Source organism: Nocardioides sp. JQ2195, from assembly GCF_012272695.1.
Classification (GTDB): Bacteria; Actinomycetota; Actinomycetes; order Propionibacteriales; family Nocardioidaceae; genus Nocardioides.
Genome location: NZ_CP050902.1, coordinates 2951916 through 2964381 on the forward strand (window position 1 = coordinate 2951916; position 12466 = coordinate 2964381).

Genomic DNA, 12466 nt, shown 5'->3' on the forward strand with positions numbered 1-12466 from the left:
GAGGACCACGACATGACCACCACGACCACCGACACCACTCCCCGCGTGTGGATCGGCTGCCTTGCCTGCTACAACGCCGGGCGACTAATCGGGGAATGGTTCCCCGCTACTGACGCTGGCGACGTGACCACCTACGACGTTCACGGCGCACACTCCCGCGCTGACTCTCACGATGAGTTGTGGGTGATGGATCACGAGTACCTGCCCATCACTGGCGAGTGCTCACCCGCTGAGGCTGCGGCTTGGGCGGAACTGCTGGACTCGGTAGACGAGTGGCAGCGCGATGCCTTCCGCGCATGGGTGACCGCTGGCGACTATTCCCACGATGGCGACGGGCTGCCGTCCGTGTCCGACTTCGAAGACGCCTACTGCGGAGAGTGGGAAACCTTCCAGCAGTACGCCGAAGAACTGGCCGAAGACACCGGACTTCTGGCCGGTGTGCCTGATGAGTTCGTGGGCTACTTCGACTGGCAGGCCTGGGCGCGAGATCTCGCGTACGACTACAACACCGCTGACGCCCCGAGTCACGGCGTCTACGTGTTCCGCACCTTCTGACCGCTCCCCTGAAACGGCACCGGGGAGCGGCTATCTCCCCGGTGCCTCTCGAAAGACTACGAGAGGACTTCACCACCATGTACGCACACGTCACGACCTACCGACTCGGCACGAGTTCCGAGATCTACGAAGACATCTGGCGAGCCGCTGAGACTGGCGACACGATCAGCGACCAGACCGCCCGGACCATCGCGAGTTACTGGCACTCCCCCAATGAGCGAGCCCGCAACCTGACGGCTCTGTCTCACGGGCTGCCCTTCGACACTGACGACCTTGCCCACGCGATCGCCAACGCGCTGGGAGCGCGCTCGTGGGTCTGGTCGGAGGACGAGTGATGGACATCTTCACCACGGGCGCTCACGTCGCCGTCCTGGACCCGATGCATGGGGCCGGCATCGTCGTAGCTCCGCTGACTTCTGACGATCTCCGCATGGGCGGTCCCGAGTCGCTGCACGCTGCCGACTGGACTTCCTTGGTGAGGCGACTCGCTGACTCGGCATGGACGTTCCTGGAAGACGACTGGGAAGACGTCGCCGTCATCGCCCACATGCCCGATGGGCGCAAGGTTCACGGGCTCTACCCGTTGCATGTGGCGACGAGTGACGAGACCCCGACCACTGCCGATGAGCAGGACTACGCGCTGAGGCTGGCGCGTCTCGTCACCACCTACGCTGAGCAGACCACCACGGAAACGAGAGACTGACTCCCATGACCTCGAAGAAGCCTGCCCCCCGCAAGGGTGATCGTGGCGCAACCAAGGTACGTGCCTTCCGCGTCTCTGATGACTTGTGGGACGCCGTGCTGGCGAAGGCGGAGGCTGACGCTGGAGAGAGCGTGACGACCTCTGATGCAGTGCGACGAGCCTTCGCTGCCTATGTGGGCAGGCCCGAGCTCACCGGCCTTGCTGGTTCGGAGATGGATCGCCGGAGCAGTGCCTACCGGGCGACAACGGACGAGTGACGATGCACTCCCGCTTCGAGGTCAGAAGCAAAGATGGGGAGTTGCTGGGCATCTTCCCCGCTCCGCTGACTGACCATGCCGACCAGATCAGGAGCCTGATCGGGCAGCACCCTGGAGCCGAAGTGACTCCCGTCGTGACGTTGGACAACCCATGCCCTCGGCATGACGCCTACGAGGCTGACAACTGTCCACGGTGCGGGCCAGCAACAACCCGCTGACTCCCACGACTCAGACGACCCAGGACGCGGGGCTGGCGCGCACCCGAACGCATTTGAACCGCGTTGACCGTTCACGATTTATGACCCAGGGTGGTCCATCCACCCGAGAGGCCCATGAGGGGCACCAAGGAGTTCAAGACCAATGGCACGACCGGCAAGCCCGCCGTACACGCTGGGGAAGGTCACCTACCGAGCCCACCCGACCAAGGCCGGACAGGTCCAGGCACGTGGCTTCTACCGGGACAGCAACAACAAGTCCCGTGACGTGACGGCCAGCGGCAAGACCGAGGCGGCTGCGCGTCGTGCGTTGCTGGCGAAGGTCAACGAGGTCCGTGACGAGCATCGGGGCGGGGACGGAGTTCTCCGACACGACACACGGCTCACTGTCGCGGCTGACGTGTGGCTCGATGCCAAGGCACGTGAAGACCTGTCTCGAAACACGATGCGCGACTACACGGGCTACGTGGATCGCTCGATCAAGGTTGGTGCCCTCGAAGCCCTCACTGTGATGCAGGCGAACGACGTTGCCCGGATCGAGACATGGCTGACTGGCATCGCTGACGACCGTGGTGCGACCGCTGCCAAGCAGAGCCGCAAAGTTCTCTCGGGCATCCTCGGCCTTGCTGAGCGACGAGGGGCGATCCCGTCCAGCGTCATGCACCGGGTCAAGACTCCGGGCTCGAAGCCGGGGAGCACCGGAGATCGCAAGTGCCACGACACGGACTGCGATCTGGACTGCGGCAAACGGCATCTGGATACACGGCGCGCTTTCACCCAGGACGAGGCCGCTGCGGTGCTCGACGCCGCCAATAGCGCCAAGGCCGACGTGGGAGACCTCGCCGCGTTCCTGTTCGGCACGGGAGTTCGGATCAGCGAGGCTCTGCACTGCGTCTCGTGGGATGACGTTGCCCTGGACGAACAGACTGTCCATGTGCGCGGAACCAAGACGGCGCAAGCGGATCGGGTGCTCGCCATCGGTGACGACCTCACGGAGCGGCTTCGGGAGCGTGCAGGTCTGCACGGCACTACGGGGCTTGTTTTCGGGGTCACCTACTTCACGAGCAAGCTCGGGGAGCCCCGAGACCGGAACAACGTGAGCAAGGCTCTGCGACGAGTGTTCGCCGCTGCGGGAGTCCCGTGGGCCGGCACGCACACGTTCCGCCGAACCGTCGCATCGTGGCTCGATGAGGCTGGCGCTCCGCTGGCCGAGATCGCCAACCAACTCGGTCACGCTGACACCAACGTCACGGCCAAGTACCTCGGCAGGAAGGTCGCACCCACGCGGGCAGCGTCCGTGATGGCACTGCCGATGACGGCGAAGCGGCCGAGCCTCAAAGTCATTAGTCGTGAATAAGTCGTGAATGACCCGGAGAAACAACAAGGCCTGACCTGCGTTTCCGCAGGTCAGGCCTTGTTTTTCGTAGCGGGGGCAGGATTTGAACCTGCGACCTCTGGGTTATGAGCCCAGCGAGCTACCGAGCTGCTCCACCCCGCGTCGGTGAACAGAACACTACGCGACGCGGGTGCGGGACTCAAATCGGGGTCAGTCCCCTTCGTCCCGCGCCGGTTCCTCGGCCTTCTGCGACGAGTCCTCGGCGGCTTGGTTGGCGGCGACCAGGGCCCGGCCGACGAGGGCCTCGGCTCGCTTGGTGGCCTTCTGGTAGGCCGCCAGGTCGCCGTCCTTGAGCGCCGCCTGGGCCTCCTTGAACTTGCCATCGGCCTGCTCCAGCAGGTCCAGCACCTGTTGCGAGAGCGTCCCCACGGGCTGGTCACCCTTGTCGCCCTTGCCGCCGCCGGCACCCTTGTCGATCTCGCGCCCGTTGACCTCGAGCACGTTCGCGACAGCCTCGGCGATGGTCTTGCCGACTCCCTGCTTGTCGCCGAACGAGACCAGCACGAACGAGAGCACCGGGTAGTTGGCGGTGCTGTTCCCGCTGCGGATGGAGTAGAGCGGCTGCACGTAGAGCAACCCCTCCCCCACGGGCAGGGTCAGCAGGTTGCCGTAGACCAGGCGGACGTTGACGTTCTTCGACAGCGACTGGATGACCCGTTGGACATCCTCGTCGGCGCCGAAGTTGCCGGCGATCTGACCCGGCCCGTCGATCTGGGTGTTCCCGGGCAGGGTCAGCACGCGCAGGGTTCCGTAGTCGGCCTTGGAGGCGTCCGCATCGACGGAGACGAACGCGGAGAGGTTGTTCTTCTTGTTCGGGACATAGACCGAGGTCAGGCTGAACACGGGCTCGTCACCACCGTTGGGCGTGTTGATCGAGAGCCGGTACGGCGGCTGCAGGGTCCCGCTCTTGCTCGGATCCTCCGGCACCTGCCAGCGGGCGTTGCCCTCGTAGAAGTTCTTCGCGTCGGTGACGTGGTAGGACGCCAGCTGGTAGCGCTGCACCTTGAACATGTCCTCGGGGTAGCGCATGTGCTCGAGCAGCTCGGCGGGGATCTCGTCCTTGTCCTTGACCGTGCTCGGGAAGGCCTTGCGCCAGGCCTTCAGCAACGGGTCGTCCTCGTCCCACGCGTAGAGCGTGACGGTGCCGTCGTACGCATCGACGACGGCCTTGACCGCGTTGCGCATGTAGTTGATCTCGTCGGTCGGCAGCGTACGGAACTCGTTGCCGGTGTCGAGGGCGTCGCTGGTCATGTCCTGGTAGGAGCCACGCTCCGAGAGGGGGTACTGGTCCGTGGTCGTGTAGCCGTCGAGCAGCCAGACCACCTTGCCGTCCACCACGGCCGGGAACGGGTCGGAGTCGACGGTCAGCCACGGGGCGACCTTCTCGACCATCTGCCGCGGGTTCCGGTCGTAGAGGATCTTCGAGTTCTCGTTCACCCGGCCCGAGAGGGCGATGTTGGGCTCGCCGAACTTCCAGGAGTAGAGCACCTGGCGGAAGGCACTACCGACCTCGACCCCTGCCTTGCCGGTGTAGGTGTTGCGGCTCTTCTCCGAGCCCGGCAGGTCGAGCTCGACGTCCTTGGCGTCGTCCGAGGCCTTGCCGACGATCGAGTACTCCGGGCTCTGCTCGCCGAAGTAGATCTGTCCCCGGTAACCGTCCGGGGTCAGGTCGCTCAGCACACCGGTGGGCGGGATGCTCTCCTCGGCCCACTCCGGGGCATCGCCCGTCGTCTGCGTCTCGTTGTCGGCACCGCGCTGGTTGCCGTAGGCCGCGATCACTCCGTAGCCGTGGGTGTAGACGGTGTGCAGGTTCGACCAGTTCTTGCTGTCGTCGGGCATGCCGTCCTGGTTGAGCTCCCGGACGCCGACGACGAGGTCGCGCTCCTGCCCGTCGATCGTGTAGCGGTCGACGTCGAGGACGTCGGCCACGCTGTAGTAGTTGGTCACCTGCTGGGTCTGCTCGAACGTGGCCCGGACGATCTGCGGGTCGACCAGGCGGATGCCCGGGATCGTCTTGGTGGCCAGCTCCTGCTGCTCCTTGGTCAACGTGCTCTTGCCGGCGTACGGCGTGATCACCGCGTCGCCGATGTCATAGGCCTCGCGCGTGGCGTCGATGTTCTTCTTGATGTACGGCGCCTCCTTGTCGGCCTGCGACGGCTCGACCTGGAACTGCTGCACGATGCCGGGCCACAGCAGGCCGAGCAGGATCGACGACAGCGCCAGCAGGCCCAGGCCCACCGAGGGCAACAGCCAGGTCCGGCGGATGACGTTGGCGAAGAAGAGGATCGCGCAGATCAGCGCGATGAACATCAAGATGTTCTTGGCCGGCAGCACGGCGTGGTCGTCGGTGTAGTTCATCCCGGTGACCAGTGACCCGGACTCGTTGAGCAGGTCGAAGCGGTCCAGGTAGTAGTCGAGGCCCTTGACCAGGACGAAGAAGCCGAGGAGCACGGACAGCTGGGCGGCCGCGGCCCCGGAGAAGCGGTCCTGGGAGGACTGCAGACGGATGCCGCCGTAGAGATAGTGCACGATCGCTGCGGCGAGCAGCGACACGATCATCACGGACATGGTGAAGTCGACCAGGAAGTGCAACCACGGGAGGTCGAAGACGTAGAACCCGATGTCCTTGCCGAAGTAGGGATCCGACTTGCCGAAGTCGCTGCCGTTGCGCCACAGCATGTATTCGCGCCACTTCCCCGATGCCGTGGCGCCGGCGAAGGCGCCGATGGCCAACGAGACACCGGCCAGCAGCAGGTACCGGATCGGGCGGACCGCCTCGCGGTAGCGATCGAGGCTGACCTGCTCCGGTGAGGCCGGACGGAAGATGGGCCGGTAGCGGTAGGCCAGCCCGAGGTTGAGTGCCACCACCAGCGTCATCAGCAGCCCGAAGATCAGGAACAGCCCGATGCGGGTGCGCACCAGCGTCGAGAAGACGCCGCCGTAGCCGGTCGACTCGAACCAGAGCTTCTCGGTCCAGATGGCGGTGTAGCCCGTGAAGGCCACGACAAGGGCGATCACCACCGCCGCCGTGATCCACAACCGCCGGGCCCATGACGACTTCCGGGGCTCCTCGACCTCGGGAGCGCCGCCCTCGTCGTCGAACATGTTGCTCATCTGTTGCCTTCCTCGTCGCCCTCGAGCGTTGCCCGGAGCAGCTCCACGAGCTCGGGGACCAAGTCATTGCCGCCCACGACGGACTGTTCGTCGTCGTGTGCCCGCAGCCGCAGCGCGCAGTACGTCGACCCGTCGCGGATCACTCCCGCCACGATGCGCACTTCCTGTCGGTCGGGGTGTTCCTGGGCGAAGGCGTGCGCGGCGTCCGGTTCCTCAGGGATCTGTCCGTCGGCGCTCGGCGGGAGCACCAGGCGCTCGACCACGGCTGCGCAGCCCGTGACAGCGTCGGGCCAGACGATGGAGGCCAGGACCGTCTCGAAGGGCACACTGGCGTCGAGCTCCTGCTCGATCGGGGTGAAGGATCCCTCGGCGCTCGACTCGTCGAGGCCCATGGCCGCGGCCAGGGCGGGTTCCCGGGCCACCAGGGAGGCGGTGTCCGCGAGCGCGTAGAGCCTGGACTTCTGGTCCCAGCCGTCCTGGGCCGCGTGCGACTCGATCTCGAGCACGGCCTGGGCCAGCGCGGGGTCAGGCAGGTCGGTCGGTGCCGGGGCGGGCAACTCGCTGTCGGACACGTCTACTCCTTCTCGCAGCTGGGCAGGTCAGCGCCCGGGTCCTCGGACCACGCCTCGACCGATGCGATCGCGTCCTTCAACGTCGTCACCCGGACCAGGCGTACGTCGCCGTTGTCGGCGCCCAACGCCTCGGCACAGTTGTCTGCGGGGACCAGGAACAACTTGGCGCCGGCATCCCGCACCGCCGGGATCTTCTGCTGGATGCCGCCGATCGGGCCGACGTTGCCCTTGTCGTCGATGGTGCCGGTCCCGGCGATGTGCTGGCCGTTGGTCATGGATCCCGGGGTGAGGGTGTCCACGATCGCCAGCGCGAACATCATGCCGGCGCTCGGGCCGCCGATCTCCGGATCGATCAGGATGTCGATGTCGAAGGGGAAGTCGTACTGAACGCCTTGTGAGAAACCCAGGCGGACCTGCTTGTCGACCATCCTCGGCGCGATCTGGAAGGTCTTGCGCTTCTCACCGCGGCGCACGCGCACGCTGATGTCGCGGCCGGGCTCCGAGGCACCGATCAGGTCGACGACCTGCTGGGCATCGGTGATCCTGGTGTCGTTGATGGCCAGGATCCAGTCGCCCTTGCGCAGCTTGCCGGTGGCGGGCATGTCCTTCTCGACCTCGATCACCCGTGGGCGCAGCGGCACGTCGTAGCCCAGGGAACGCAGCGCGGCCACCTCGGAGGCGTCCTGCGAGGTCACCATCTGGAGCGACGACTCCTTCTCGTTGGACTCCTCGGTCTCGCTCTCCTCGTAGACCGCGGAGTACGGCTGGACCGCGTCGTCCTCGTCGAACCACGCCTGGAGCGCCGCGAAGATGCTCACCGAACTGCCGGCACGGGTCACGGAGACGGTGGTCATCCGGAGCTCGCCGGTGTCGTAGTAGGCCTTGTGCCCCGTGATCTGGATCCGCTCGTGGCCGTCGACGCGGGAGAGCATGTCGACCGTGACGCCGGGCTGGAAGGTCACGTAGGGCACCGGGCGCAGGATCGCGCATGCCCAGAGCGCGACCAGGAGCGGGACCGAGATCGCGATCGCGACGGTACGCCGTGTCATGCGGCCAACCTTCTCACCCGACGAAAATCCGTGATCAACCAGTCTCGGACCAGCATCACCATGTCGTCAGCGTCGGACCCGCGGTCGAGCTCAGGCGGAGCGGCGGTCGTCGGTGGCCCGCGACGGGCGCACCGCGATGCCGGTGCTGCGGTCGCGGACGCGTGAAGCGCCCGGGCCGGGGCGCGCGAGGCCCGGGTGGTCCTTGCGCAGGGCACGTTCGAGCCTCTGGACGGCGACGTCGCGATCCACCTCGCCACGACCGTCACGGCCCAGCCAGGACACCCACAACATCGCCACCAGCGTCACCACCGCGGGTGGCACCAGCCAGAACAAGATCTCCACGCGTCAACTCTGCCACGGGGATGGTGCCGGGTCCGGCAACCACGCGGGAGCGGTCGTGGTCGAGGCACGCCCGGTGCTCAGGGCGAGCCGACCCACTCCTGCTCACCGTCGACGAACGACTGCTGCTTCCAGATCGGCACCTCCGCCTTGAGGCGGTCGATCAGAGCCCGGGAGGCGTCGTATGCCGTCCCGCGGTGCGCCGCGGCCGCGGCCACGACCACCGCGGCATCGCCGATGGCCAGGGACCCGACCCGGTGGACGGCGCTGACGCCGGTCACGTCGTACTCCTCGGCGACCTGCCGGCACACGTCGCGCAACCGCTCCAGGGCACTGGGGTGGGCTGCGTAGTCGAGGGCACTCACGCCGCGTCCGCCGTCGTGGTCTCGCACCCGACCCACGAAGAGGTTCACGGCGCCCGACGTCTCGTCATCGAGACTGGCCAGCACTTCGTCCACGTCGAGCCGCACCTCGCGCAGGTCGACGAGACGAACCCGGTCGCGGATCTCTGACTGCGTCATGCTCCGAGCCTAGTTCACCGGGTTACTGGTTGGCGCTCACCATTCAGCGAGTAACTTGGAGCCATGACTGAGAACCCCGGTGACGAGCCGGAGAACCCGTTCAAGGGCACCCCGTTCGAGCAGCTCTTCGGCGCCGGCGGCGGCTCCGGCATGCCCGACCTGAACGCCCTGATGGGGCAGATGCAGGCCATGATGGCGCCCCACGACGGTGCCGTGAACTGGAAGCTCGCCGGTGACATCGCCCGACGCCAGGTGGCCCAGGAGCCGGACCCGACCCCCACGCAGCGACAGCAGGATGCCGTGGCCGACGCTGTCCGCCTTGCCGACCACTGGCTCGACGAGGCCTGCGAGTTCCCCTCCGGCGTCCAGTCTGCGGCGGCGTGGAGTCGCGCCGAGTGGATCGAGTCCACGCGCGACGTGTGGAAGGTGCTGGTCGAACCCGTCGCCGACCACGTCGTCGGCGCGATGGGCAACGCCTTGCCCGACGAGGCCAAGCAGATGGCAGGTCCCCTGATCGGCATGCTCGGCCAGATGGGGGGCGCCATGTTCGGCAGCCAGGTCGGCAGCGCCCTCGGCGGGCTGGCCAGCGAGGTGCTCACCGCTTCCGACATCGGCCTTCCCCTGGGTCCTGCGGGCCGGGCCGCGGTGGTCTCGGTCAACGTCGAGGCCTTCGCCGAAGGGCTCGACGTCTCCGCGGACGACGTGCTGCTCTATCTCGCGCTGCGAGAAGCCGCCCACCAGCGACTCTTCGCCCACGTGCCGTGGCTGCGCGAGCACCTCATCTCCGCGGTTGCCGACTATGGTCGTGGCATAGCGATCGACACCTCGGGCATCGAGGAGCAGATGCGCAACCTCAACCCCACCGATCCGACGGCGATCCAGGAGGCGCTCGAGGGCGGCCTCTTCGAGCCGAAGAAGACACCCGCCCAGGAGGCGGCACTGCAGCGGCTCGAGACCACGCTGGCCCTGGTCGAGGGTTGGGTCGACGAGGTCGTCGGCCAGGCCACCTCCGAGCGGATGCCGGCCGCGGCCAAGATGCAGGAAGCCGTGCGCCGACGCCGAGCCGCCGGCGGACCCGGCGAGCAGACCTTCGCCGCACTGGTCGGCCTCGAGCTGCGCCCCCGGCGCCTGCGTGACGCGTCCACCCTGTGGGGTTCACTGCGCTCGCGCCACGGCACCGACGCCCGGGACGCGGTCTGGCTGCACCCGGACCTGTTGCCGACGGCCGCCGACCTCGACGACCCGCTGGGCTTCCGCGAGGAGACTGCCGAGCCGCTCACCCCGAGCGACGACGACTTCGACGCCGAGCTCGCCAAGCTGCTCGACGAGGGCACGAGCGGCGACGACTCCGCGACGTGACCGCCCAGGGCGTCGACCAGCTGCATGCCGACGCACTCGAGGTGCTGCGCGGCTGGAGCGCGCCCGACCGGGCTCAGGAGCTGCACCGGCAGCGCATGCTGCTCCACCTGGAGACCCACCCCGACGGCGTACGACGCCAGTGCTTCCCTGATCACCTGACCGCCGGGACCCTGGTGATCTCCGACGACGGCCGTCAGGTGTTGCTCAACCTGCATCGCAAGGCCCGTCGTTGGTTCGCCTTCGGTGGTCACTGCGAACCGGGCGACCTGACCCTGGGCGCCGTGGCCCACCGGGAGGCACTCGAGGAGTCGGGCCTCGCCGAGATGGACTTCGATCCGGTCCCGGTGCAGCTCGACGTGCACGCCGTACCGTTCTGCGACTCCCGCGGCACGGTCAACCACCTCGACGTCCGCCACGTCGCCGTCGCTCCTCCGGACGCGGCACACGCCGCGTCACTCGAGTCGCTGGACGTGCGGTGGTGGCCCGTCGACGCGCTTCCCGTCGAGCTCGAGGACGACATGCGCGACCTGGTCCGTCTGGCCCGGGCCCGGCTCGGCGTCGCCTGACTGTCAGCTGGGCCGGTCGATCCGAACGTCAACCTGGCCGGTCAGCCTGGCCGGTCAGCCTGAGCGGTCAACCTGACGCGTCAGCCTGACGCGTCAGCCTGATGCGTCGTCGAGCTCGCTGGACGGCGGGTCGATGTCGGCGGCCGCGGAGTAGCCCAGCAGGTAGCCGCGGGCGCGTTCGGACTTCGGGTAGTGGGCCACCCACGCCCAGAACTTCTCGTCGTGCCCGTGCTCGATCAGGTGAGCCAGCTCATGGACCAACACGTAGTCGACCACCCAGCCGGGCAGCCCCTGGAGCCGTGAGGACACCCGGATCGACCGGTCGCCGGGGCTGCACGATCCCCATCGCGAGTTCTGGTTGTCCACCCACCGCACGGAGTCCGGCTCCGCCAGCCCACCGAGGTAGCGCTCGGAGAGCTCGGTCGCCCGTTTGAACAGCTGCTCGTCGGAGGGCCGCCGCCGCTTCTCCTGCCGCTCGAGGCGAGCCACCATGGTCTCGACCCACTCGGCCTCCTGCGCGCGTGACATCGACGCCGGGATCAGCACGACGACCTTGCCGCCGTCCTTGTACGCCGAGACCGTGCGACGACGCCGCTTCGAGCGGCGTACCTCGATCTCGGGCTCGTCCATGACCAGCAGGCTAGTGGGTGGGGCCCAAGGTTCGTCGAATGTGACCCGGGACACCCGAGGAACGGCATGTGGCGGGAGCTACCGGTTCGCCCAGGCCAGGAGGCGGTCCGCAGGCCAGGTGTTGACGATGCTGTCGGGATCGATGCCCGCCGACTCGGCACGCTCGCAGCCGTAGTCGAGCATGTCGAGCTGTCCCGGAGCGTGGGCATCACTGTCGATGGAGAAGAGGCAACCGATGTCCCGCGCCAGCTCGAGCAGCTGCGTGGGCGGGTCCCGCCGCTCGGGGCGCGAGTTGATCTCGACCGCCACGTCATGTTCGGCGCATGCCTCGAAGACCGCCCTCGCGTCGAACTGTGACTGCGCGCGCATGCCCCGGTTGCCGGTCACCAGGCGGCCGGTGCAGTGGCCGAGCACGTTGGTGAACGGGTTCTGCACCGCGGCCACCATCCGGCGGGTCATCGGCTCCTTGTCCATCTTGAGCTTCGAGTGGACGCTCGCCACGCGTAGGTCGAGGCGGCCCAGCATCTCCTCGCTCTGGTCGAGGGACCCGTCGTCGAGGATGTCGACCTCGATGCCCTTGAGGAGGCGGAACGACTGGTCGGACAGGTGCTCGTTCACCGCGTCGACGACCGACAGCTGACGGGCCAAGCGCTCGGCGCTCAGCCCCCGGGCCACCTTGAGCCGCGGCGAGTGGTCGGTGAGCACCAGGTAGTCGTGACCGAGCTCGAGCGCGGTGAACGCCATCTCCTCCAGGGGCGAGCCCCCGTCGGACCAGTCCGAGTGGCTGTGCAGGTCACCGCGGAGCAACGCGCGCAGGTTGCGGCCGCCCTCGGCCAACGGGCCGGCGTACTCCTCCTCCAACGCCGCCAGCCGCTCCGGGACCTCGCCGCGCCAGGCCTGGCTGATCACGGTGGCCGAGCTCGCACCGATGCCGGGCAGGCCGGTGAGAGTCTGGTCCGCGACGTGTCGCGCCAGCTCCTCGGCACTGAGCGGCAGGATCGTGGCCGCCGCGCTGCGGAACGCCTTGATCTTGTAGGTGTCCTCCCGAGCACGCTCGAGAAGGAAGGCAATGCGACGCAGGGCAGGCACCGGGCCGACCGGATCGAGGCTCATCTGCTCCCAACTCCTGAAAATTCTTCTTCTCCACAGCCCGGCCTCGACAAAGACCCTGCTCAAGCGGCACTTCTCGG

Annotated in this window: 14 protein-coding genes and 1 tRNA gene; 7 read left to right on the forward strand and 8 right to left on the reverse strand. The window is 67.6% G+C overall.

Translation table 11 applies throughout. From position 1 onward, the window contains the following. The first annotated feature begins 12 nt into the window (after positions 1 to 12). The 5 genes from ncot_RS14065 to ncot_RS14085 all read left to right on the forward strand — a co-directional run bounded on the left by ncot_RS14065 (position 13) and on the right by ncot_RS14085 (position 3087). Positions 13 to 555 carry an antirestriction protein ArdA gene (locus ncot_RS14065; protein WP_168618175.1) on the forward strand — a complete coding sequence of 181 codons (543 nt, stop codon included), beginning with the start codon at positions 13 to 15 and terminating at the stop codon, positions 553 to 555. A gap of 77 nt (positions 556 to 632) precedes the next feature. Beyond that, positions 633 to 890, forward strand: coding sequence for a hypothetical protein (locus ncot_RS14070; protein ID WP_168618176.1), 258 nt, complete (start codon positions 633 to 635; stop codon positions 888 to 890). Further along, entirely contained in the window at positions 890 to 1258 is a 369-nt protein-coding gene (locus tag ncot_RS14075) for a hypothetical protein (protein WP_168618177.1), read from the forward strand. Before ncot_RS14070 ends, ncot_RS14075 begins: the two co-directional genes overlap by 1 nt. A gap of 5 nt (positions 1259 to 1263) precedes the next feature. Next, entirely contained in the window at positions 1264 to 1515 is a 252-nt protein-coding gene (locus tag ncot_RS14080; RefSeq protein ID WP_168618178.1) for a hypothetical protein, read from the forward strand. Positions 1516 to 1998: 483 nt separating this feature from the next. Further along, positions 1999 to 3087 carry a site-specific integrase gene (locus ncot_RS14085; protein WP_168618179.1) on the forward strand — a complete coding sequence of 363 codons (1089 nt, stop codon included), beginning with the start codon at positions 1999 to 2001 and terminating at the stop codon, positions 3085 to 3087. Between the two features lie 67 nt (positions 3088 to 3154). Here ncot_RS14085 and ncot_RS14090 read toward each other — a convergent pair. The 6 genes from ncot_RS14090 to ncot_RS14115 all read right to left on the reverse strand — a co-directional run bounded on the left by ncot_RS14090 (position 3155) and on the right by ncot_RS14115 (position 8721). Continuing rightward, positions 3155 to 3228: transfer RNA gene (locus tag ncot_RS14090), tRNA-Met, on the reverse strand. Between the two features lie 48 nt (positions 3229 to 3276). Then, complete coding sequence (locus tag ncot_RS14095) at positions 3277 to 6240, reverse strand: UPF0182 family protein (protein ID WP_168618180.1); 2964 nt, start codon at positions 6238 to 6240, stop codon at positions 3277 to 3279. After that, positions 6237 to 6812, reverse strand: coding sequence for a PPA1309 family protein (locus ncot_RS14100; RefSeq protein WP_206064977.1), 576 nt, complete (start codon positions 6810 to 6812; stop codon positions 6237 to 6239). The genes ncot_RS14095 and ncot_RS14100 overlap by 4 nt, the downstream gene beginning before the upstream one ends. 2 nt (positions 6813 to 6814) lie before the next feature. Beyond that, on the reverse strand, positions 6815 to 7861 hold the full coding sequence (locus ncot_RS14105; protein WP_168618181.1) for a PDZ domain-containing protein: 1047 nt from the start codon (positions 7859 to 7861) through the stop codon (positions 6815 to 6817). A 90-nt stretch (positions 7862 to 7951) separates the two neighbouring features. After that, positions 7952 to 8203 (reverse strand): hypothetical protein, encoded by a 252-nt coding sequence (locus ncot_RS14110; RefSeq protein ID WP_240937910.1) that lies wholly within the window; start codon positions 8201 to 8203, stop codon positions 7952 to 7954. Positions 8204 to 8280: 77 nt separating this feature from the next. Beyond that, the gene (locus tag ncot_RS14115; protein WP_168618182.1) at positions 8281 to 8721 is read right to left on the reverse strand and encodes a molybdenum cofactor biosynthesis protein MoaE; all 441 of its coding nucleotides are present in this window, start codon (positions 8719 to 8721) and stop codon (positions 8281 to 8283) included. 63 nt (positions 8722 to 8784) lie between these two features. Here ncot_RS14115 and ncot_RS14120 point away from each other — a divergent pair, with 63 nt between their 5' ends. Next, entirely contained in the window at positions 8785 to 10080 is a 1296-nt protein-coding gene (locus tag ncot_RS14120; protein ID WP_168618183.1) for a zinc-dependent metalloprotease, read from the forward strand. After that, positions 10077 to 10646: an NUDIX domain-containing protein gene (locus tag ncot_RS14125; RefSeq protein WP_240937911.1), complete on the forward strand. Its 570-nt coding sequence runs from the start codon at positions 10077 to 10079 to the stop codon at positions 10644 to 10646. The genes ncot_RS14120 and ncot_RS14125 overlap by 4 nt, the downstream gene beginning before the upstream one ends. A gap of 93 nt (positions 10647 to 10739) precedes the next feature. Here the strand turns inward: ncot_RS14125 and ncot_RS14130 are convergent, their stop codons facing one another. Beyond that, positions 10740 to 11276 (reverse strand): M48 family metallopeptidase, encoded by a 537-nt coding sequence (locus ncot_RS14130; RefSeq protein ID WP_168618184.1) that lies wholly within the window; start codon positions 11274 to 11276, stop codon positions 10740 to 10742. 78 nt (positions 11277 to 11354) lie between these two features. After that, positions 11355 to 12389: a PHP domain-containing protein gene (locus tag ncot_RS14135; RefSeq protein WP_168618185.1), complete on the reverse strand. Its 1035-nt coding sequence runs from the start codon at positions 12387 to 12389 to the stop codon at positions 11355 to 11357. Positions 12390 to 12466 lie beyond the last annotated feature (77 nt).